The organism is Hydrogenophaga sp., from assembly GCF_050250835.1.
GTDB lineage: Bacteria > Pseudomonadota > Gammaproteobacteria > Burkholderiales > Burkholderiaceae_C > Hydrogenophaga.
This window is the reverse complement of record NZ_JBFWNX010000004.1, coordinates 311154-332555: the sequence shown is the minus strand read 5'-3', so window position 1 is coordinate 332555 and position 21402 is coordinate 311154. Positions and strand designations below refer to the sequence as shown.

The 21402-nt window shown below is 65.4% G+C and carries 22 protein-coding genes and 2 tRNA genes; 12 read left to right on the top strand and 12 right to left on the bottom strand.

What is annotated here, in order from left to right; genetic code table 11:
- Positions 1-10 precede the first annotated feature (10 nt).
- Together AB7F11_RS08275 and hrcA are read right to left on the bottom strand one after the other, a co-directional pair.
- Positions 11-87 (bottom strand) — tRNA-Ile (locus AB7F11_RS08275).
- A 36-nt stretch (positions 88-123) separates the two neighbouring features.
- Positions 124-1143 carry a heat-inducible transcriptional repressor HrcA gene (hrcA, locus tag AB7F11_RS08270; protein WP_428291364.1) on the bottom strand — a complete coding sequence of 340 codons (1020 nt, stop codon included), beginning with the start codon at positions 1141-1143 and terminating at the stop codon, positions 124-126.
- A gap of 95 nt (positions 1144-1238) precedes the next feature.
- Between hrcA and AB7F11_RS08265 the strand changes: the two genes are divergently transcribed.
- The 3 genes from AB7F11_RS08265 to rapZ are packed head-to-tail and all read left to right on the top strand — an operon-like array spanning position 1239 to position 4720.
- On the top strand, positions 1239-2156 hold the full coding sequence (locus AB7F11_RS08265; protein ID WP_428291365.1) for an NAD kinase: 918 nt from the start codon (positions 1239-1241) through the stop codon (positions 2154-2156).
- Between the two features lie 4 nt (positions 2157-2160).
- The gene (gene recN, locus AB7F11_RS08260) at positions 2161-3804 is read left to right on the top strand and encodes a DNA repair protein RecN (protein ID WP_428291366.1); all 1644 of its coding nucleotides are present in this window, start codon (positions 2161-2163) and stop codon (positions 3802-3804) included.
- 4 nt (positions 3805-3808) lie between these two features.
- The gene (gene rapZ / locus AB7F11_RS08255) at positions 3809-4720 is read left to right on the top strand and encodes an RNase adapter RapZ (protein ID WP_428291367.1); all 912 of its coding nucleotides are present in this window, start codon (positions 3809-3811) and stop codon (positions 4718-4720) included.
- Here the strand turns inward: rapZ and mutY are convergent.
- The 3 genes from mutY to mutM all read right to left on the bottom strand — a co-directional run bounded on the left by mutY (position 4717) and on the right by mutM (position 8651).
- Positions 4717-5787: an A/G-specific adenine glycosylase gene (mutY, locus tag AB7F11_RS08250; RefSeq protein WP_428291368.1), complete on the bottom strand. Its 1071-nt coding sequence runs from the start codon at positions 5785-5787 to the stop codon at positions 4717-4719. The two genes, rapZ and mutY, sit on opposite strands and share 4 nt — an antisense overlap.
- Positions 5784-7727, bottom strand: coding sequence for a dynamin family protein (locus AB7F11_RS08245; RefSeq protein WP_428291369.1), 1944 nt, complete (start codon positions 7725-7727; stop codon positions 5784-5786). The genes mutY and AB7F11_RS08245 overlap by 4 nt, the downstream gene beginning before the upstream one ends.
- A gap of 105 nt (positions 7728-7832) precedes the next feature.
- Complete coding sequence (mutM, locus tag AB7F11_RS08240) at positions 7833-8651, bottom strand: bifunctional DNA-formamidopyrimidine glycosylase/DNA-(apurinic or apyrimidinic site) lyase (protein WP_428291370.1); 819 nt, start codon at positions 8649-8651, stop codon at positions 7833-7835.
- A 102-nt stretch (positions 8652-8753) separates the two neighbouring features.
- Here mutM and AB7F11_RS08235 point away from each other — a divergent pair, with 102 nt between their 5' ends.
- The 7 genes from AB7F11_RS08235 to pth all read left to right on the top strand — a co-directional run bounded on the left by AB7F11_RS08235 (position 8754) and on the right by pth (position 14709).
- The gene (locus AB7F11_RS08235; protein ID WP_428291371.1) at positions 8754-10562 is read left to right on the top strand and encodes a tetratricopeptide repeat protein; all 1809 of its coding nucleotides are present in this window, start codon (positions 8754-8756) and stop codon (positions 10560-10562) included.
- Positions 10559-11068: a lipoprotein insertase outer membrane protein LolB gene (locus AB7F11_RS08230; protein ID WP_428291372.1), complete on the top strand. Its 510-nt coding sequence runs from the start codon at positions 10559-10561 to the stop codon at positions 11066-11068. The genes AB7F11_RS08235 and AB7F11_RS08230 overlap by 4 nt, the downstream gene beginning before the upstream one ends.
- A 14-nt stretch (positions 11069-11082) precedes the next feature.
- Complete coding sequence (gene ispE, locus AB7F11_RS08225; protein WP_428291376.1) at positions 11083-11997, top strand: 4-(cytidine 5'-diphospho)-2-C-methyl-D-erythritol kinase; 915 nt, start codon at positions 11083-11085, stop codon at positions 11995-11997.
- Positions 11998-12092: 95 nt separating this feature from the next.
- A tRNA-Gln gene (locus tag AB7F11_RS08220) sits at positions 12093-12169 on the top strand.
- A gap of 100 nt (positions 12170-12269) precedes the next feature.
- The gene (locus AB7F11_RS08215; protein ID WP_428291373.1) at positions 12270-13244 is read left to right on the top strand and encodes a ribose-phosphate pyrophosphokinase; all 975 of its coding nucleotides are present in this window, start codon (positions 12270-12272) and stop codon (positions 13242-13244) included.
- Between the two features lie 99 nt (positions 13245-13343).
- Positions 13344-13979 carry a 50S ribosomal protein L25/general stress protein Ctc gene (locus AB7F11_RS08210; protein ID WP_428291374.1) on the top strand — a complete coding sequence of 212 codons (636 nt, stop codon included), beginning with the start codon at positions 13344-13346 and terminating at the stop codon, positions 13977-13979.
- 70 nt (positions 13980-14049) lie between these two features.
- The gene (gene pth, locus AB7F11_RS08205; RefSeq protein WP_428291375.1) at positions 14050-14709 is read left to right on the top strand and encodes an aminoacyl-tRNA hydrolase; all 660 of its coding nucleotides are present in this window, start codon (positions 14050-14052) and stop codon (positions 14707-14709) included.
- On the opposite strand, the gene AB7F11_RS08200 is transcribed toward pth, so the two are convergent.
- From AB7F11_RS08200 to AB7F11_RS08180, 5 genes are all read right to left on the bottom strand, one after another.
- Complete coding sequence (locus AB7F11_RS08200; RefSeq protein WP_428299868.1) at positions 14661-14957, bottom strand: YfhL family 4Fe-4S dicluster ferredoxin; 297 nt, start codon at positions 14955-14957, stop codon at positions 14661-14663. The genes pth and AB7F11_RS08200 overlap by 49 nt on opposite strands.
- A 14-nt stretch (positions 14958-14971) precedes the next feature.
- The gene (coaD, locus tag AB7F11_RS08195; protein ID WP_428288167.1) at positions 14972-15490 is read right to left on the bottom strand and encodes a pantetheine-phosphate adenylyltransferase; all 519 of its coding nucleotides are present in this window, start codon (positions 15488-15490) and stop codon (positions 14972-14974) included.
- Positions 15491-15526: 36 nt separating this feature from the next.
- Positions 15527-16141, bottom strand: a complete 615-nt coding sequence (gene rsmD / locus AB7F11_RS08190; RefSeq protein ID WP_428288166.1) for a 16S rRNA (guanine(966)-N(2))-methyltransferase RsmD — start codon at positions 16139-16141, stop codon at positions 15527-15529.
- Between the two features lie 28 nt (positions 16142-16169).
- Positions 16170-17456, bottom strand: a complete 1287-nt coding sequence (locus AB7F11_RS08185) for a M16 family metallopeptidase (protein ID WP_428288182.1) — start codon at positions 17454-17456, stop codon at positions 16170-16172.
- Positions 17457-17533: 77 nt separating this feature from the next.
- Positions 17534-18964, bottom strand: coding sequence for a M16 family metallopeptidase (locus tag AB7F11_RS08180; protein ID WP_428288165.1), 1431 nt, complete (start codon positions 18962-18964; stop codon positions 17534-17536).
- Positions 18965-18993: 29 nt separating this feature from the next.
- Between AB7F11_RS08180 and ftsY the strand changes: the two genes are divergently transcribed.
- Positions 18994-20004: a signal recognition particle-docking protein FtsY gene (gene ftsY / locus AB7F11_RS08175; RefSeq protein ID WP_428288164.1), complete on the top strand. Its 1011-nt coding sequence runs from the start codon at positions 18994-18996 to the stop codon at positions 20002-20004.
- A gap of 12 nt (positions 20005-20016) precedes the next feature.
- Here the strand turns inward: ftsY and AB7F11_RS08170 are convergent, their stop codons facing one another.
- On the bottom strand, positions 20017-20220 hold the full coding sequence (locus AB7F11_RS08170) for a zf-HC2 domain-containing protein (RefSeq protein WP_428288163.1): 204 nt from the start codon (positions 20218-20220) through the stop codon (positions 20017-20019).
- Positions 20217-20798: a sigma-70 family RNA polymerase sigma factor gene (locus AB7F11_RS08165; protein ID WP_428288162.1), complete on the bottom strand. Its 582-nt coding sequence runs from the start codon at positions 20796-20798 to the stop codon at positions 20217-20219. Before AB7F11_RS08165 ends, AB7F11_RS08170 begins: the two co-directional genes overlap by 4 nt.
- Before the next feature lie 60 nt (positions 20799-20858).
- Here AB7F11_RS08165 and AB7F11_RS08160 point away from each other — a divergent pair, with 60 nt between their 5' ends.
- Positions 20859-21374 (top strand): TlpA family protein disulfide reductase, encoded by a 516-nt coding sequence (locus tag AB7F11_RS08160; RefSeq protein ID WP_428288161.1) that lies wholly within the window; start codon positions 20859-20861, stop codon positions 21372-21374.
- Positions 21375-21402 lie beyond the last annotated feature (28 nt).

Genomic DNA, 21402 nt, shown 5'->3' with positions numbered 1-21402 from the left:
TGGGGATACATGGTAGGCCGTGTTGGACTTGAACCAACGACCAAAGGATTATGAGTCCTCTGCTCTAACCAACTGAGCTAACGGCCCGGAAGCGGCGATTGTAGGGGCCGGGTGGAGCTTCGCTCACTTGTGGTGGCTGAGCGCATTGCCCACCAGCTTGGCCGTGACGTCCACGATCTGGATCATGCGTTCGTAGGACATGCGTTGCGGCCCGATGACGCCCAGGGTGCCCACCACCTGCCCGTCCACTTCATAGGGCGCGGTGACCACGGAAAGATCTTCGTAGGGAACGACCTGGCTTTCGCCGCCGATGTAGATGCGAACGCCGTCGGCCTGTGCCGAGACGTCGAGCAACCGGATGAGTTGCGTTTTCTGCTCGAACAGGTCGAACATGCGCCTCAAGTTGCCCATGTCGCTGGAAAACTCGCTCACCGAGAGCAGGTTGCGCTCGCCAGAAACCACCACCTCGTCGGGCGCCTGGCTCGCCTCGGTGCCGATGTCCACGGCCGTCTTCATGAGCTCGGCGATCTCTCCTCGAAGTGCGTCGACTTCGGTGCGCAGGCGCTCCCGCACCGCCTCCATGGTGAGGCCAGCGTAGTGGGAGTTGAGGAAGTTCGACGCCTCCAGCAATTGCGGCTGGGTGAAACTGGCCTGCGTGTGAATGATGCGGTTCTGAACTTCGCCATCGGGCGAGACGATGATGACCAGCACCCGCCGATCGGACAGGCTGAGGAATTCGATGTGGCGGAACACGGACGCCCGCCTCGGCGCCATGACGACGCCGACGAACTGAGAGAGGTTGGACAGCATTTGCGCCGCATGGCTGATGACGCGGTGCGGCTGGCCCGACTCAAGGCCGGTTGCCGCCATTTCGCTCACGGGGGGCAACGACTCGCGCCGCACGGTGAGCATGGTGTCCACAAAAAGCCGGTAGCCCCTGGCGGTCGGAATGCGTCCGGCCGAGGTGTGCGGGCTGGCGATGAGGCCCATTTCCTCCAGGTCGCTCATGACGTTCCTGATGGTGGCGGGCGAGAGTTCCATGCCGGCGGCTTTGGCGAGCGTGCGCGAACCCACGGGCTGGCCGTCGGCGATGTATCGCTCGACGAGAGCCTTCAGGAGCAACTTGGCGCGGTCATCCAACATCGTTTCATTTTAAGGAAGGTCGTCCCGTTGCGACCGGCGAAGAACAAGGGTTTTCGGGCAATCCCCCACAAACAAGCTATGTTGTAATTTGCCGCATGAGCCTGCCCCCTGAGTCCCGGTCTGCACCCCTGCGCGAAGACCGCCCCCTTCGTTTCGCGCATGTCGTCATCATCGGCAAGTACCACGCGCCCGGCGCGCGCCATGCGGTGGATGAGATCGCCAACTTCCTGCACGAAGAGGGTTGCGACGTCTCCCTGGAACAGGAAACGGCCCTCAACACGGGACTGCTGCAGTACCCGGCGCTCGATGTGCCTGCCATGGGGCAGCACTGCGACCTGGCCCTGGTGGTGGGTGGCGACGGCACCATGCTCGGCATCGGGCGGCGGCTGGCGCGTTACGGTGTTCCACTCGTGGGCATCAACCAGGGTCGTCTGGGCTTCATCACCGACATTCCCTTCGACAGTTACCGGGACAAGCTGCGTCCGATCCTGCACGGGCAGTTCGAGGAAGACCCGCGCGCCCTGATGGCAGCGACCGTCTGGCGTGATGGCCGCTGCGTGTTCGAGGCCACCGCGCTCAACGACGTGGTGGTCAATCGCGGCGGCGTGGCCAGCATGATCGAGCTGCGTGTGGAGGTGGATGGCCATTTCGTCGCCAACCAGCGCGCCGACGGCCTGATCATCGCCTCGCCCACCGGCTCCACTGCCTACGCACTGTCCGCCGGCGGGCCTATGCTGCACCCGGCGCTGGGCGGCTGGGTGATGGTTCCGATCGCGCCGCACACCCTGTCCAACCGGCCGGTGGTGCTGCCGTCGGACAGTGAGATCGCGGTTGAGATCGTCTCGGGGCGCGACGCCAGCGCCAATTTCGACATGCAATCCCTCACCAGCCTCCTGCACGGTGACCGCATCGTGGTGCGCCGCTCCGAGCACGCCCTGCGCCTGTTGCACCCGGTGGGCTGGAGCTACTTCGATACCTTGCGCAAAAAGTTGCACTGGAACGAGGGAGCGTGACGCCATGAGCCTTCGACGCATTGTTCTGCGCGACTTCGTCATCGTGCAGTCGCTGGACCTGGAACTGGAGGGCGGCTTCGGCGTGCTCACCGGCGAAACCGGCGCCGGCAAGTCCATTCTGATTGACGCGTTGCAACTTGCGCTGGGCGCCCGCGCCGAGAGCGGTGTGGTGCGCGAAGGCGCACCCCGCTGCGACATCGCCGCCGAATTCGACCCTCCGCCCTCGCTGGCGCCCTGGCTTGAAGAACAGGGATTTCCCCTGGAAGATGGCCTTCTGCTGCGCCGCACGGTGGATACCGAGGGCCGCAGCCGCGCCTGGATCAATGGCAGTGCGGCCACGGTGGCACAGCTCAAGACGCTGGCCGACGGACTGGTCGACATTCACGGCCAGCATGCCTGGCAAAGCCTCACCCGCGCCGATGCGGTGCGCGACCTCCTTGATGCCTATGCCGGCATCGACACCGGCCCGGCTGGAAAAGCCTGGGCGCACTGGCGCCAGAGCCGCAAGGCGCTGGACGCCGCCACCGAGAAACAGGCAGCGCTGCAACAGGAAAGCGAGCGCCTGTCGTGGCAGATCGCAGAAATGGACAAGCTCGCGCCGCAGATCGGTGAGTGGAACGAACTCAACGCCCAACACGGCCGACTGGCGAATTCGCAGGCGCTGATCGAAGCAGCGCAAACCGCCACCACTGTGCTTGACGAGAACGATGCCAACGCGGCCGGCCTCATTCACCGCGCGCTCTCGGCTTTGCAGTCCCAGGCCCACATCGAACCGCAGTTCAGCAGCGCCATCGAGGCCCTGGAAAGCGCCCTGGCCCAGGTGCAGGACACAGTGCATGGCCTGCACCACTACGTGCGCCACACCGACCAGGACCCTGGAAACCTGGAGGCGCTGGACCAGCGCCTCTCGCTGTGGGTGTCGCTCGCACGGCGCTACCGGCGGGCGCCGGAAGAGTTGGCCGAGGTACATGCGCAATGGAAAGAAGAACTCGCGCGCGTGGATCAGGCCTTGGACATCGACACCTTGCAAAAAGCCGAACGTGCCGCATGGAAGGCGTTTTCTGCGGCGTTGCAAACGGTCAGCAAAGAGCGCCACAAGGCCGCGCCCCGGCTGTCCAAGGCGGTCACCCAGACCATGCAGACCCTAGGCATGCAAGGCGGCGCCTTCGAAGTGGCCCTGTTGCCGCTGGATGAACCCCAGGCCCAGGGCGCCGAGCAAGTCGAATTTCGCGTCGCTGGCCACGCCGGCGCCACGCCCAAGCCGGTCGGCAAGGTGGCGTCGGGCGGCGAGCTCTCGCGCATTGCGCTCGCCATTTCGGTGGTCACCAGCCGCCTTGGCCAGGCGCCAACCTTGATCTTCGACGAAGTCGATTCAGGCATTGGTGGCGCCGTGGCCCACACGGTAGGCCAACTGCTGCGCCAGCTCGGCCAGGACCGCCAGGTGCTGGCCGTCACACATCTGCCCCAGGTGGCCGCTTGCGCCGACCATCACCTGCTGGTCAGCAAACAGGCCGCGGGGCGGCAGACCCAGAGCACGGTCGCCCCCATTGACCGGGAAGCGCGGGTGCGCGAACTCGCCCGCATGCTTGGCGGTGGCGAGCAGTCCGAAATCTCCCTGGCGCATGCGCGCGAGATGTTGACCACCTAGGGCCATGAGCACACCTGTCGCTGCCAACACGACGACCCAGCTGGTCCTGATCACAGGCATGTCTGGTTCAGGCAAGTCGGTGGCCCTCACGGCGCTGGAAGACGTGGGTTTCTACTGCGTCGACAACCTGCCCCCTGAACTGCTGGAATCCTTCATCGAGCTGGAGCAAAGCCACCAGGCGCCCAAGGTGGCGATCGCGATGGACGTGCGCAGCGCGTCTTCGCTTCCTGGCTTGCCTCGGCGGCTGGCGCGTTTGCAGGATGATCCCGAGCGGCCTGTGAATCTCACCACGGTGTTTCTGGACGCGACCACCGAAACCCTGGTGCGGCGGTTCTCCGAAACCCGCCGGCTGCACCCGCTCTCGCTCAAAGTGGCGAACGACCAGCACCGGGCCCTGGTCGATGCGATCGAGCACGAACGCGAGTTGCTGGCCGAGTTGCGCGAGCAGGCGTTGGTGATCGACACCAGCCTGATACGCCCGATGCGGCTGCGCAGCCAGGTCAAGGACATGCTGGGCGCCACGCAGGCCCCACTGACGCTGGTCTTCGAGTCCTTTGCCTTCAAACGGGGCGTGCCCATGGACGCCGACTTCGTGTACGACGTGCGAATGCTGCCCAACCCCCACTACGAAGCCGAGCTCAAGGCGATGAGTGGACTGGACCTTCCCGTGGCCGAGTACCTGGCCGCTCAGCCCGAAGTGGTGCAGATGGAGCAGCAGATCACCGACTTCCTGCGCCACTGGATGCCGCAGATGCTGCGCGATCACCGCAGCTACGTCACGGTGGCCATTGGCTGCACAGGCGGGCAACACCGGTCGGTGTACCTTGTCGAGCGACTGGCACAAGCCTTCCGCGCAGAGTGGTCCACGCGGGTGCGCCACCGCGAGCTCGACAGCTGGCTGCGCGTCAGCGCTTAGGCCAGGCGACCCAGCAGCTGGCGCACCGGTGTGGGCAGACCATGGTCAGCCAGCGCACCGGTCTCCACCCATTGGCCCGCGTGCGGCGCCAGCCCGGGTGAATCCGGCATCACGTCCAGCAACATCGGGTGAAGGTGCAGTTCACGGTGCGTGAGACTGTGCGCCACGGGCTCCAGGGCCAGCAGCGCATCGGGCGGATGCGCGGGAAGTGCCTCCAGAAGAGTTTGCTCCGAGGCAAACACCGGCGGGCAATACAGTCCGGCCCAGATGCCTGGTGCCGGCCGTCGTTGCAACCAGAAACGCTCTCGCCCTTGCTGGTCCCGTGAACGCAGCAGCAGCAACCACCAACGCTCGAACTTGCGCATCAGGCGCCGGGTCTTCACCGGGAAACGCTGGACCTCGCCCGCTCCGTGGGCACGGCACAGGGACTGCACCGGACAGCTCGCGCAGGTCGGTCGGCTGCGCTGGCACAGCGTGGCGCCCAGGTCCATCAGGCCCTGGGTGTAGGCCGTCATGTCGTCTGGCGTGGGCGCGTCGGGCAACAGGGCCTGCGCCAGGTCCCAGAGTTGGCGCTGTGGCCCCGCCTGCGCCAGATCGCCTTCAAAGGCGAGAAGGCGCGAAAGCACGCGGCGCACGTTGCCATCCAGAATGGAAATGCGCTCACCGTGACAGAACGCCGCGATCGCGGCGGCGGTGGACGCGCCGATGCCAGGCAAAGTCTGCAGTGTCTCGGCTGTGCGGGGGAAAACACCGCCATGCTCGGCCACCACGGCTTGCGCGCACCGATGCAGGTTGCGTGCGCGGCTGTAGTAACCCAGACCGCTCCACAGCGCCATCACCTCGTCGGGCAACGCATCGGCCAGGGCATTCACGTCAGGAAAGCGTGTGAGAAAGCGGGGATAGTAGTCGAGCACGGTGCTCACTTGCGTCTGCTGCAGCATGACTTCAGAGAGCCACACGCGGTAGGGTTCGCGCGTGTGCTGCCAGGGGAGCCCACTGCGACCGGCGCGACGCTGCCAGTCAATGAGGCGCGGTGCGAATTCGCGCGGCAGGGCCGGACGCGTCATGCTGCCAGGGCTTCGGCAGGTTCGTCTTCGGGGGCCGAGAGCAGGTGGTCGGTGAGTTCACCCAGCTTGGTTTCGAGCTGATTGAGGTCGGCCTGGAGCGATTGAAGTTCGCGGATGCGCTCATCCAGTCCGCCTGCGGCCTGCTGGATGCGCGCCACCGCCTCAATGCGGCGGCTGAAGTTGCGGCGGCGTTCGCGCAACTGCGCGTCGAGCTGAGCGGCAGCCGACTTGTTCCACAGCTCCACTTCGTTGACCGCCGTGTCGTACACCACGCGCAGACGGCTCATGAGCGCGCGCGCGAGGCGTTCGGCAAACTCGGGCTGGGCCAGACGCAAGGCGTTGCCCAGGCTCAGGTACTGCAGATGGCTTTTCTCGATCAGGTCGAGATCCCTGACGTACTGCCCCAGGCGCGGCGGCGTGGGGGCTTGCAGCGAAAAGCTGTATTCGGCGTTGAGGTTCTTGAAGCTGCCTTCCAGCATCGACTGGATGTCGCTGGCCATGCGATCGGCCTTGACCAGATCGGCGCGCAGACGGTCGAAGGTCTGGTCGTAAGCGCGGCGCACCCCCAGTTTGATGCCGGGCTGCTTGAGCGCCTTGCCCAGCACGCCCACCTCAGACTTGAGGTGTGTAGCGCTCAGCAGCGCGAACAGGTCCTTGAGCAGGCGAAGGTGTACCGATCGCACGGCCTGGATTTTGGCGCCGCTGGCATCGAAGTCGGCCTGTTCCTGTTCGATGCGAAGGCGCATCTGCTTGATCACACCCGTGTTCTTGCCGCGCAGGCCTTCCAGTTCCTGGATCTGCTCGACCAGGTCGCGGGCGCGCGTATGCACCATGCGACCCGTTTCGCTGCGCAACGCCTGTATGCCCGCCGCCACGGCAGCGCCCAGGATCTTGCGGCGCTGGCCCAGCAGGTCCACACCCAGAGCGGTCTCCAGCTCCATGAGGTTGCTGGCTTCCAGCAGCTTCTTGTCGCGGCTCACCTTGGCCAGCAGGCCCTTTTGCGCAGAGACCGCCAGCACCTGTCGCGGGTCCAGCCCAAGGATCTCGGCGGAATCGGTGCGTTGTGAGGCAATCTGCAGCTGCACCTGTTCGGGTGAGCTCAGCGCGTCCCACATGGTGTCGATCTTGTTGAGCACCACCAGCCGTGACTCGCGGCCTTCGCCCAGCACGGCGAGGTGCTGGCGCCAGATGGTCAGGTCGGACTTGGTCACACCCGTGTCGGCGGCCAGAATGAACACCACGGCGTGGGCCTGGGGCAGCAGGCTCACGGTGAGTTCGGGCTCGGCACCGATCGCGTTCAGACCCGGTGTGTCCAGGATCACCAGGCCCTGCTTGAGCAAGGGGTGTGCCATGTTGATGAGGGCGTGGCGCCAGCGCGGCACTTCAATCAGGCCGTCGGGCCCCGGCAGCGGGTTGTCTTCGGGCACTTCTTCGTGCCAGAAACCGAGCGCCGCGGCCTCGGCCTGCGTCACCCTGCGGACCTCGGCCACCTTCTGGATCGCTCGCGCCAATTGCCTGGAGTCGGTCACATCCAGATCGACGCGCTCCCACTTGTCGGGCGCATTGCGCCAATCCAGCAGAGACTGCGGCTGCAACCGCGTCTCGATGGGCAGCAACCGCAGGCAAGGGGGAATCTCGGCGTCATAACCCAGCTCGGTGGGGCACATGGTGGTTCGCCCGGCGCTCGCGGGCATGATGCGCCGTCCGTAGCCAGCGAAGAAAACCGCGTTGATCAGCTCCGATTTGCCGCGCGAGAACTCGGCCACGAAGGCGACCGTGATCTTGTCGTTCTTCACCTGCGCATGCAACTGGTCCAGCCGCTCGCGCACGCCGGACTCCATGAGGTCGTGGTCGGTCAGCCATTCGGACAACAGCTTCAGGCGCAAGGCAAACTGCTTGCGCCACACGCCGTGTTGCTCGAAGTCCTGATTGAAACTCATACGCGCGGTCGGTCCTTGAATCAGTCAATATAGCATCGCCACATCAGAGAATGCCGGGCGGTTCCCAAGCCCGACAGCCGGACATCTGCAACGACCCAGCGGTGCTCAGGCTTTCTGGCACACGGTGCAGAAAAACGTGGAGCGCTGTCCTTGGCGAATCGCCTTGACGGGAGTGCCGCACACCCGGCATGGCAGGCCCTGGCGTCCGTAGACCATGGCATCGAGCTGGAAGTAGCCGCTCTGGCCCTCGGCACTGGAGAAGTCGCGCAAGGTGCTGCCACCGAGTGCCACGGCGCGCTGCAGCACCGCCACGATGGCCGCATGCAGCCTGGCCGCGCGCGGGCCGCTCAGCCGATCAGCCCGCACCGTGGGCCGGATGCCCGCCATGAACAGCGCCTCCGAGGCGTAGATGTTGCCCACTCCCACCACAATGTCTCCGGCCAGCAGCACCTGCTTGATGGGTGCGCGGCGCAGGCGCAAAGCACGGTGAAAGGCGAGCGGCTCGAAGGCGCCCTCCTCCAGCGGCTCCACGCCCAGGCCACCGAGCAGCTTGAGCGAGCGAGCGTCGTCCAGCGACGCGGCGTAGACCACGGCACCAAAACGGCGCGGGTCGTGCAGGCGAAGCACGCCCAGGCTGGTGCGAAGTTCGAAGTGATCGTGTGTGCCAGCAGGTGGCAGGGAGGTTGCGAACTGCAGGCTGCCAGACATGCCAAGGTGCAACAGCAACAGGCCCCGGTCCAGGTGAATCAGCAGGTACTTGCCGCGACGGGCCACCGAAAGGACCTCACGCCCCACCAGATCGGCGGGGTCGCAGCCCAGGGGCCAGCGCAAGGGCTTGCCCATCTGAAGGCACTGCACCCGAGCGCCCGCGATGCGATCCGCAAAGCTGCGGCGAGTCACTTCCACTTCTGGCAATTCAGGCATGGCGGGCAGATTTTTTTTCGATACGTTCCAATGGGCCGGAACGGCCGTGCAGTGTTCGGATCACACCCGAGCGTCCAAAGACCCTTCCATTATCATGAACCGATGAAATACGCGCCTCGCCACGACATCGCCACGTCCAAGCTCGCAGCCCGCCTGATCGCTGGCGGGCTGCTGTGCTCCGCTCTCGGCGCGGCAGGTCAAACGCCAGCCACGCCTGCGCCCGCCAGCCGCCCGCCGTCAGCCGCGCCATCAGCACCTGAACCAGTGGCCAACTCAGCACTGAACGCGCCACTGTTCTACCAGTTGCTGCTGGGCGAACTCAATGTGCGCGCCGGCGAACCGGGCACCGGCTACTCGCTCATCCTGGATGCCGCCAGAAAGCAGCGCGATGCCAGTCTGTATCGCCGCGCCGTCGAAGTGGCGTTGCAGGCTCGCTCGGGCGACGCCGCACTGACCGCCGCGCGCGCCTGGTCGCAGGAGCTGCCTGGCGGCACGGAATCCAGCCGATATGTGCTCCAGATCCTGCTGGCATTGGATCGGGCCAACGAAACGGCGCCCGTTCTGCGGTCCATCCTTCAGGCCACCGCCCGGGAACGCAACGACACGATCAACGCCATCCCTCAAACCTATGCCCGAGTGGCCGACAAGGCGCTGGCTGCGTCCGTGGTGCGCGAGGCACTGGAACCCTGGTTGAAGCAACCGCCCCACGCCGCCGTGGCCTGGACCACCGTGGGGCGCATGGAACTGGCGCAGGACCGCCTTCCTCAGGCGCTCGCAGCCGCTCGCCAGGGCCACGAGGCCGAGCCTGGCTCTCCCTACCCTGCGCTGCTGGCACTGGAACTGCTCGAGCGCGGTGAGGCAGATGCCGAGCCTCTGGTGCGCCGCCAGTTGCTGGTGAGCACCGCCACATCACCCGAAGACACCGCAGTGGCGCTGGCCTACGCGCGCATCCTGCTGGACCTGCAGCGCAACAGCGACGCCCGTGCCCAGCTCGAAACGCTCACCGCGCGCCAGCCGGAACAGGCCGAACCCTGGTTGTTGCTGGGCTCGCTGCAGGTGCAGGAAGACGCCTTGCCCGCCGCCACGGAATCCTTGCAGAAGTACATGACGCTGGCTCGACGAGCGACCGACGAACGCTCGGCCCGCGGCCTCACTCAGGCCTACCTGCTTATGGCCCAGGTGTCTGAAAAGCAGCAGGACTTCACCGCCGCCAACGCCTGGCTGGACCGGATCGAGAATGCCGACGACATCCTGGCCGCGCAGGTCCGTCGAGCCTCGTTGCTGGCACGCCAGGGCCAGTTGCCCCAGGCGCGCGCGCTGCTGCGCAACCAGCCCGAGCGACGACCGCAAGACGCTCGACTCAAACTGGTGGCCGAGGCCCAGTTGCTGCGCGATTTCAAGGCCTATCAGCAGTCGTATGAGGTTTACAGCGAGGCTGCACAACGCTTCCCCCAGGACACCGACCTGATCTACTACCAGGCCATGATGGCCGAGAAGGCCGGCAAGAGCGAGGAGATGGAGAAGCTGCTGCGCCAGCTCATTGCCGCCAAACCCGACCACCACCACGCCTACAACGCCCTGGGCTACTCGCTGGCCGACCGCAATCTGCGCCTGCCCGAGGCCAAGCAACTGATCGAGAAGGCGGTGTCGCTGGCGCCGGGCGACGCCTACATCCAGGACAGCCTGGGCTGGGTCGAGTTCCGGCTCGGCAACGCCGCGCGCGCCCTGAGCATCCTTCAGGCTGCCTACGCCAAACGCCCGGACCCCGAGATCGCGGCCCACCTCGGTGAGGTGCTGTGGTCCCAGGGCCAGCGAGAGCAGGCGCTGAAGATCTGGCGCGAAGGCCTGCTGCTGGCGAGCGACAACGAAACCCTGCAGGGAACCCTGAAGCGCCTGCAAGTCAAGCCATGACGTGGACACGCGCCGGCGCACGTGGTGCCTGGCGCACAGGGATGGCTCTGGCCCTGGCTGCTTTGCTCGCCGCGTGCGCCACCCCGCCCAAGCCCGTGCAGCCGGGGGAATCGGCCTGGAACGGACGCCTGGCCCTCAGCGTCGACAGCCAGCCTCCGCAATCTTTCTCCGCAGGATTCGACCTGCGCGGCTCGCCCGCAGCGGGCGAACTGCAGTTGGTCTCTCCCCTGGGCAACACACTGGCCCTGGTGGTCTGGGACCACCAGGGCGCCGAACTGCGCCAGGGCGGCCAGGTCACCCGGCGTGGCAGCCTGGACGAACTCACCGCCGAACTCAGTGGCACACCGGTGCCTGTCGCGGCCCTGTTTGGCTGGCTCAACGGCCAGCCAGGCGAGGACGTGCCCGGCTGGCAGGCAGACCTCTCGCGCCAGCCGGAAGGCCGCGTCACCGCGCGCCGCACCGAGCCCTTGCCTACAGCGGAACTGCGCGTGATCTTTCAGCCATGACCGCCCACCTCCCGCTGCGGCGCCTGCTCGATGTGCCCGCGCCGGCCAAACTCAATCTGTTCCTGCACATCACTGGCCGCCGGGACGACGGCTACCACTTGCTGCAGTCGGTGTTCATGCTGGTCGACTGGTGCGATCTGCTGCACTTTGAAACGCGCGCCGACGGCGGCATCGACCGGGAAGACATCGGGCCTGGCACGACCACGGGCACCTTGCCCGCCGAAGACCTGTCGGTGCGGGCCGCCAAGGCGTTGCGCCAGGCCACCGGATGCGCTCTGGGTGTGCGCATCGGCCTGGAAAAACGGTTACCCGCCGAAGCCGGCATGGGAGGAGGCTCCTCAGACGCAGCCACCACACTGCTCGCCCTCAACCGCCTCTGGGGCCTGAACCTGTCCCGAGGGGACCTCGCCGCCATCGGCCTGCAACTGGGCGCTGACGTCCCCTTCTTCCTGGGCGGACGCAACGCCTGGGTGGAAGGCGTGGGCGAACGACTCACCCCGATTCGCCTCCAGCCGGCCCGTTTCGTCGTCGTGAAGCCTGCTGGCGGGGCGTCCACGCAACGCATCTTCGGCTCGCCAGAGCTCAAACGGGACACAAAAACTGCTACAATCCAAGGCTTTGCTGCAAACGACGCGCGAAACGAAACGGATGGGGGTTTCCAGGCATCTGGGGCGCTCGATATCCAGGAAATCCTGGCTTTCGGACACAACGACCTTCAACCCGTGGCTCAGGCGATCTGCCCCGAAGTGGGCCACTGCATCCAATGGCTGGAAAGTCAGGGCCTGCAGGCGCGCATGACCGGATCGGGCACCGCGGTGTTTGCGCAACTGGCGCAGGCCAAGAACCTGGCACCCGCCCCTGGCGGCTGGACGGTTCGGGAATGCGCCAACATGGATGCACATCCATTGCTCGACTGGTGCGCCGACTAAAATCGGCCAGCGCACAGCCCAGGCAGTGGTTGCGCAACCAGCGACGTTTTTGTTTGGTAGTCTGTCCGACCTCGCGTCGAACAGCCGACCTGCGTAGGGGAGTCGCCAAGTTGGTAAAGGCACTGGATTTTGATTCCAGCATGCGAGGGTTCGAGTCCTTCCTCCCCTGCCACCCATTTTTAGAGCCGATCAGGTATGCGCACGGCCATCCCCGGATGGCCCTTTTTTGATGGCGTTCCCCAGGGTCCGTCGTTCAAACCGCTGGGAACACCATGCAAGTTCAGCCCCCGGATTTCATGATCTTCACCGGCAATGCCAATCCGGTGTTGGCATCCGAGATCGCCCAGCACCTGGGCACCCAACTCGGCGCGGCCAGTGTGGGGCGCTTCTCCGATGGCGAGGTGACGGTGGAAATCACCCAGAACGTGCGCGCGCGCCACGTCTTCGTGATCCAGTCCACCTGCGCTCCGACCAACGAGAACCTGATGGAACTGCTCATCATGGTCGACGCGCTCAAGCGCGCTTCGGCCGAGCGCATTTCGGCGGTCATCCCTTACTACGGCTACGCCCGCCAGGACCGCCGCCCGCGTTCGAGCCGCGTGCCGATCAGCGCCAAGGTGGTGGCGAACATGCTGCAGACCGTGGGCGTGAACCGCGTGCTCACCATGGACCTGCATGCCGACCAGATCCAGGGCTTCTTCGACATCCCGGTGGACAACATCTATGCGTCGCCGGTTCTGCTGGGTGACCTGCGGACCAAAAACTACGAAGACCTGCTGGTGGTCTCACCCGACGTGGGCGGCGTGGTCCGCGCACGCGCGCTGGCCAAGCAGCTCAACTGCGACATGGCCATCATCGACAAGCGCAGGCCCAAGGCCAACGTCTCCGAGGTGATGCACGTCATTGGCGACATCGACGGCCGCAACTGCGTGATCATGGACGACATGATCGACACCGCTGGCACACTGGTCAAAGCTGCCGAGGTGCTCAAGGAGCGCGGCGCCAAGAACGTCTATGCGTATTGCACGCATCCCATCTTTTCCGGACCGGCCATCGAACGCATCGCCAAGGGCAGCGCGCTCGACGAAGTCGTGGTGACCAACACCATCCCCCTTTCGCAGGCCGCGCAGGCCTGCTCGAAGATTCGCCAGCTCTCCGTGGCACCGCTGATGGCCGAGACCATCGCGCGCATTGCTTCCGGAGAGTCGGTCATGAGTTTGTTCGCCGATCAGGACAACCTGTTCTAGGTTGCTGAAGGCGGCAAAAAGCGGGTGACGCCCATGGTGGGCGCCGCTCTTTTGAAACAGAGGCGTTCTGGTCGCGGAACCCCTCCATTGGAGAATGACATGCAATTCGTCGCTTTTGAGCGCGCCAAGCAGGGAACGGGTGCGAGCCGCCGTCTGCGCAACACCGGTCGCGCGCCCGGTATCGTCTTCGGCGGTGAAACGCCGGCCACCACGATCGAACTCGATCACAACGCTCTTTGGCACGCCCTGAAAAAGGAAGCGTTCCACTCGTCCATTCTCGACATGGAACTGGCGGGCAAGGTGCAGAAAGTGTTGCTGCGTGATGTGCAATACCACCCGTACAAGCCGCAAGTGCTGCACGTGGACTTCCAGCGCGTGGACGACAAGACCCGCCTGCGCAAGAAGGTGCCGCTGCACTTCATCAACGCCGAGAACTCGCCTGCGGTCAAGACCGACAAGTGCGTGATCAGCCACGTGATGAACGACATCGAAATTGAATGCCTGGCCACCCAGTTGCCCGAGCACATCGAAGTCGACCTGGGCGAAGTCACCAAGGGTGCCACGGTCCACACCGGTGACATCAAGCTGGCCAAGGGCATCAAGCTCGTGATGCATGGCCGCAAGAACCTCACCGTGGCCACCGTGGTCGAACCGGTGGAAGAAGTGGTCGCCGCTCCGGTGGCCGCTCCCGCCGACGACAAGAAGGCCGCTGCCAAGGGCAAAGGCAAGAAGTAATCCGCTCTCTTGCTGCCAGAAAGGCCCGCTCTGCGGGCCTTTCTGTTTTCCGCCTCGATAATCCCCACCCATGATCAAGCTCATCGCTGGCCTGGGCAACCCTGGGCCGGAATACGAACACACACGCCACAACGCCGGTTTCTGGTGGGTGGACGAGGCCGCGCGGCTGCTCAAGGCACCACTGCAGATGGAACGCGGGCACTTCGGCCTGTTGGCGCGCGCCAGTGTGGCGGGTCAGAGCGTCTGGCTGGTGGAGCCGCAGACGTTCATGAACCTTTCGGGCAAGTCGGTCGCTTCGGTGGCGCGGTTCTACAAGATTGCTCCCGAAGAGGTGCTGGTGGTGCACGATGAGCTCGACCTGCCACCGGGTGAAACCAAGCTCAAGAAGGGCGGAGGGCATGCCGGCCACAACGGGCTGCGCGACATCCACGCGCAACTGGGCAGCCCCGACTACTGGCGCCTCCGCGTGGGCATCGGCCACCCGGGCAACAAGAACGAGGTGGCGAACTGGGTGCTGAAGAAACCGTCACCTGACGACCGAATCGCCATCGCACAGGCGCTGGACCGCAGCCTCAAGGCCTTGCCTCAACTGATCGCCGGCGAAATGGACAAGGCCACGGCGTTGATCCACACCAGCAAACCACCCCGGCCCAAGCCGCCTCGGCCCGCCGACACAGCACCTCAGGCCGATGCGGGCGGCGGCTCTTCGCCCGCCGCCGACAAAGGCTGAGCGGACTTCTGCAGGCGCTGGTACTTCTGCCACAGCGTCTCATGCGATTCAATGTGTTCAGGGTGGATAGGGATGCAACTCACGGGACAGACCTGTACGCACTGTGGCTCGTCGAAATGGCCCACGCACTCGGTGCAGCGCGACGGGTCGATCTCGTAGATCTCTTCGCCCATGTAAATGGCCTGATTCGGGCACTCGGGCTCGCACACATCGCAGTTGATGCATTCGTCGGTGATCATCAGGGCCATGGCGGGGCTCCTGTTCAGGCCTGCAGAGGCCGTGGCTTGAGCCGCTGAACCACCGGCGCGCTGACCATCTGCGACACGTCTCCCCCGAGCTGCGAGATCTCACGCACCAGGGTGCTGGAAATGCATTGCAATTCGGCCTGCGGCAACAGGAACACCGTCTCCACCGCAGGGTGCAGCTTGCGGTTCATTGCCGCCATCTGGGCCTCGTAATCAAAATCCGTGAGGTTGCGGATGCCGCGCACCACGGCAACGGCGCCCTGCTGGCGGCAAAAGTCCATGATGAGGCCATCGAAGGGCAGCACGCGCACCTGCCCTGGCATGCGAGCAGCGACCTCGGCCACCATGTCCAGGCGCTCCTGAAGCGAAAAACGCGTCTTCTTGTGGTGCGCGATCGCCACCGCGACGATCACCTCGTCGAACAGCTGGGCAGCACGGCGCGTGACGTCCTCATGACCGAGCGTGATGGGATCGAAAGTGCCGCTGTAGACCGCCACTCGGGGCGGGCGGGCCGGGGGAACGGTGGCTGGACTCATGCCGAAGATTATGCGCGAGGGCCTCTCCGAGGCCTTTCACTGCGCCGGCAATGGCCGCAACAGGTGAAAGGCCACCGCGCCGGCGCGGCCTTGTCGGTGGACCTGCAAACCCAGTTGGGCCAGCTCGTCGTCGAGCCAGAGACGGGGCGCCTCCAGGTAGACCAGGCCGTCCTGGCGAACCGCCTGGCGCGCGGCCACCAGGGCCGCCAGCACCAGGGGGTCGTTCTGCCCATCGGCAAAGGGAGGGTCGAGAAACACCACGTCGTGTCCCTGGCCCGCGCGCTGGCGCAGCGCGGCCACGCCGTCGCCGCGCTCCACGCGCACCGAGGTGGCCTTGAGCCTGGTGACAATGCGGCTCAGGTTGTTCAGCAGCGCCGCGTCCTGCTCGACCAGCACCACCTCGGCCGCGCCTCGCGAGGCAGCCTCAAGGCCCAACGCACCGGTTCCGGCAAAGGCGTCCAGGCAACGCCAGCCCGTCAGGTCCTGCCCCAGCCAGTTGAACAGGGTCTCGCGCACGCGCGAGGGCGTTGGCCGCAGCCCGGGTCGATCGGCCACGGGCAACTTCGTTCGCTTCCACTGGCCACCAATGATGCGGACCTCATGCGGTGCGTGGACAGGCGCACGCGTGGCGCCGGAGGGAGGTTTCTTCATGCGGCCGAGCTTAACGCCAGCGCTTGGCTCAAGGCTTGGCTCCCACCACCACCGTCACCATACGTTCGGGCTGGATTGCCTGGGCAAAGGCGCGTCGGACATCGTCCACGCTCACGCGCCGCACTCGATCGGTCCAGGTGTCCAGGTAGTTGAGCGGCAGACCGTTCCAGGCGATATTGGCCACGTTGTCGAGCAACTTGCGGTTGCTGTCGATGCGCAGCGCAAACCCGTTGACGAGGAAATCCTTGGCCGCCTGCAGTTCGGCCTCGGTGGGGCCTTGTGAGACGAAGTTGCGCACCACTTCGCGGGTCACGTCCACCGCCTGTGCGGCCTGATCGGGTCGCGTGGTCAGGCCGATCTGGAAAGCGCCCGCGTGGCGGCCAGGGGAGAAGTAGCTGTAAACGCTGTAGCTCAGACCGCGCTTCTCGCGCACTTCGGTCGTGAGGCGCGAGACGAAGCCGCCGCCGCCGAGGATGTAGTTGCCCACGAACAGGGGGAAGAAATCCGGATGATCGCGTGCAATGCCGGGCTGCCCGATCAGCACCTGGGCCTGGGCCGCCTGGAATGGCAGCCGTTCTTCGACAGCGCGCGTGAGTGCCGCCACCTGAGGGACTTCGGGCAAGGTGGTGCATCCGTGCGGCTGCACCGCAGCCATGAGCCTGCCCACGATGCGGTCGGCACGGGCGCGGTCGATGGCGCCCACCATCGTCACCTGGGCACGGCAAGCAACCACGTGGCGCACAAAAAAGGCCTTCATGTCGGCCACCCCGATGGCCTGCAGGCTGGCGGCATCGGCCTGCTGTCCGTAGGGATGGCCGCCGTAGACGGCCCGCGCAAACGCACGCCCCGCATGAGTGGCGGGCCGCGTTTCGGCTTCACGAAGCGAGGCCAGCATGCGCTCGCGGTCTCGTTGCCACACCCGCTCTGGCCAGGCGGACGCGGCCAGCTGGCGTGTGGCGAGCGCCACGGCCCGCTCGAGAAGATCGGGTTCGGTGAGGGAGCGAAGCGAGACGGTGAACCGGTCGGCGCCGGCCTGTGCGCCAAACTGGGCACCGAGGTCCACCCAAGCTTCGCTCAACTGGTTCTCGTCCAGTGCAGGTTGTCCGCCCTGAGCGGCCAGACCGTCCGAAAGCAGGCCCGCCGTCACGCTGGCCAGGCCGGCCTGCCGCGCCGGATCTCGCCGGCTGCCACCGTCAAAATCGACCTGCACGTCGAGCATGGGAATGGAAGGGCTCGATACAAGGTAGACGCGCGCTCCACTGGAATGCGTCCAGTGTTCGATGGGAATGGCGGCGCTGGCGGGCGATCCCGTCATCACGACCAGCGTGACGGCGGTCAGCGCAGCCCACCTGGCAAAAAAATGGCGGGGAAAGGGTGATGGACGGCTCATGTTCACTTGGATGCCGATGTGGGTCCGGCGTTTTCCGGGCGAGAGGAATCAGGCACCAGCACGGCGGTGGTGAGCTTTTCGTCGGAGAAATGGCGCTGCGCGACCGACTGCACCTGCGCGGCGGTGACCTCGCGCAGACGCGCCATGAGGCGCTCGCCGGTGTCCAGGCCCATGCCATTGATCCAGTAGCTGCCCAGTTCACGCGCCTGGTTGACCACCGAATCGAGTTTGTAAATCTCGCTCGCGGTCCATTGCGTCTTGACACGACGCAACTCGGCGTCGCTCACGCCTTCGCGTGCGATGCGCGCCACCTCGGACTTGAGTGCGGCGGCAGCCATCTCGGCGCTCACACCCTTGGCCGGCACCGCGCTGAGCGTGAACTCCTGCGGGCCACGCCCCATGAGGCCAAAGGATGCGCTGGCATTGTCGGCAATGCGCTTGCCGCCAAGGCCCGAGCCTTGCACCAGGGCGCGGTCGAGGCGAGCTCCGCTGTAGCCATCCAGCACAGCCGACAGCACGGTCAGCGCAAGCGCGTCCTGGCTTTCGCGGCTGTCATCAGCCTGCCAGCGCGGTGCCTTGTAAACAAGGACCACCATGGCCTGCTCGGCCACGGCACGGTACTCCATGCGGCGCGGACCCATTTGCGAAGGCTCTTCGCGCGGTTTGCGCGCGGGCACAGCGCGGGCGGGAATCCCACCGTAATGCTTCTGAGCCATCGCCAATACCTGGTCCGCCTCCACATCACCCGCCACCACCACGGCGGCGTTGCTCGGGCTGTACCACTGGCGATAGAAGGTGCGCGCGTCGTCGGGCGTCATCGCATCGAGGTCACTCATCCAGCCAATGATGGGCCGCCGGTAAGGACTGGCCTGGTACACCATGGCATTGAGTGCCTCAAACATGCGCGAGCGCGGCGACTCTTCGGTGCGCTGACGGCGCTCTTCCTTGATGACCTCGATCTCGCGCATGAACTCTTCGTCGTCCCACTGGTTGCGTGCAAACCGGTCGGCCTCAAGCTTCATCATGTCTTCGAGGCGCTCGGCCGGCACTTGCTGGTGAAAAGCGGTGGCATCGCGGCTGGTGAAGGCGTTTTCACGCCCCCCCAGCGCGGCCACACGGCGCGAAAACTCACCCGGTGCGAGGTCGGGCGTGCCCTTGAACATCATGTGTTCGAGCACGTGCGCCACGCCCGAGGTGCCATCGACTTCATCCATCGAACCCACGCGCACCCACAGCATGTGAACCACGGTGGGGGCACGTCGATCGGGCCGCACGATCAACGTCATGCCATTGGCCAGGGTGAAGGAGCGCACGGTGGACGGCGCAGGTGCTTGCGCGTGCGCCGCGCCCGGCAGGAACAGCACAAGGGCCAGGATCAGTGGGGAGAAAGTGCCACCCAGGCGGGCGAACTGCGGGCGTGGGAAGCGTTTCATAGAATGCAATGGATTCTAGAGATTCGAAAATGTTCTCGTTCTTCCGTAAAAAAACCCCCGCACCCTCTCCCGCCGTCGCCCTGCCCGCCGACTCGCCAACTCCGGCCACCGCGCCTGCGCCTGTACCGCAGAGCCCCGCGCCGCGCCAAGGTTGGCTCGACAAGCTCAAGACCGGACTGCGCAAGACCGGCAGCGGCATCGCCACGGTATTCACCGGCACGCAGATCGACGACGCGCTGTACGAAGAGCTGGAGTCTGCCCTGCTGATGGCCGACACCGGGTTGAAGGCCACCACGCACCTGCTGGCCGATCTCAGGCGCCGTGTGAAGGAGAGCAAGACCACCGATCCAGCGGCCGTCAAGGGTTTGCTGGCCGATGCCATCGCGGACCTGCTGACCCCTTTGCAGAAGCCGCTGGTCATCGGCGAACACCAACCCACCGTCATCATGGTGGCGGGCGTCAATGGCGCGGGCAAGACCACGTCCATTGGCAAACTCACACGCCACCTGGCCGATGGCGGCGCCAGCGTATTGCTGGCGGCGGCCGACACCTTTCGTGCGGCTGCGCGCGAGCAGCTTGCTGTCTGGGCCGACCGCAACACGGTGGAGATCGTCACCCAGCAGGGAGGGGACCCGGCCGCCGTGAGTTTCGACGCGGTCACCGCCGGCAAGGCGCGAGGGCGCGACGTCGTGCTGGTGGACACCGCAGGGCGATTGCCCACCCAGCTGCACCTGATGGAAGAGCTGCGCAAGATCAAGCGCGTGGTGCAGAAAGCCGATGCCACGGCACCGCACGAGGTGTTGCTGGTGATCGACGGCAATACCGGGCAGAACGCGCTGCATCAGGTGAAGGCATTTGATGAAGCGCTGGCGCTGACTGGGCTGATCATCACCAAGCTCGACGGCACCGCCAAAGGCGGCGTGCTGTGCGCCATCGCACGGGAGAAACCGGTGCCGGTCTATTTCATCGGGGTGGGCGAAAAGCTCGAAGACCTCGAGACCTTCGACGCACGCGAATTCGCCCAGGCCTTGCTGGCCTGAACGCGATCAGGATCAATCCTCGGTGTAGTGGCGCCAGCGCCCCATGGCGTTGCGCATCGTGAGCAACTGGCGCTCGAACTTGGGGCAGGCTGCGCACATCGCCATGTGAAGCCGCAAGGCCATGCGCTCCACCAGAGGTAGGGCGCGATCTTCCCTGGCGATCAGCAGGGCGCTGACCTCCTTGCAAGTCCGACGAAGGGGGTACACGGGCTTCATGGGGATTTCCGGGCAAACCAGTTGAGTTCCAGGCACTCGCGCAGGCGCAGACGGGCGCGATGCAGCTGGACGTAGAGATTGGTCGGTGTGAGCGACAGTTCCTTACAGATCTCCTCACTGGAGAGCTCCAGCCACTCACGCATGAGGAACAGGCGCCCCTGCACGGCGGGCAGTTTGTCGGTACAGGCCTCCAGGATGGCGAAGAACTGCCGGCTGCTCAAGTCCTGCTCCGGGCTGCCCCAATCGGCCGGCTTTTCTGCGAAATGGCCATCGGCGTGGAAGGCCATGTCCTCCAGGGGATCGGCTTGATCATCGTTCGAACCGCTGGACGAACTCACTTCACGCCGGTGCTGCCGCAGCGCGTCGATGATCTTGTGCTTGAGGATGCCCACCAGCCAGGTCTTCAGTTGCGAACGTTGCTCGAAGCCTTGCGGCTTGGAGATGGCGGCCAGCACGGTTTCGGAGACAGCGTCTTCGGCCCATGCATCATTTCTGAGCTGCATGCGCGCGAACTTGAGCAGATACGCACGCAAATCGGCAACTTGCTGCTCGAAGGAGGCGGCGTCGGGTTGGGGCATGGGCGCTGAGTGTAATGAAACGGGCTGCTGGGCGACGAAAGATCTTCAAGGAGGTATCCAGTGTCCCAGCTGTCCCCCATCTTCACGCGCCGCCAGGTCGCCCGCCTCGTGCTGGGCTGCGCTCTGTGGCCGAGCTTCATGCCGGCTCACGCACAGGTCCAGCCTGAACTCAAGGGCCCGACGCTGGACGGCCAACCCTATGACCTCAACCGCTCGCGCGGCAAGGTCGTCATGGTGCTTTTCTGGTCCACCGAGTGCGCGGTCTGTCGCGACAAAATGCCCGAATTGCGGGCCAATGTGAAAGGCTGGAAAGGACAGGCCTTCGAACTCGTCACCGTGAGCACCGACCGAGACCGCCGCGCCGCCGAAACCTACCACCAGCTGGTGAACATCACCGTCCCGCCTTCCCAGCGGTTCGTGAGTCTGTGGGCGGGCGAACCGGACTACCGCGACAGCTTCGGCACGCCGGGTTCACTCCCTGCGGTCTTTCTGCTGGACAAGAGCGGTCGCCTGGTCCAGCGCTATCAGGGCCGCGTGCCCCCCGAAGCCTGGGACCGCATTGCCGATCTGCTGTGACCAGAAGAATTTTCCGGTTGCACGTAAG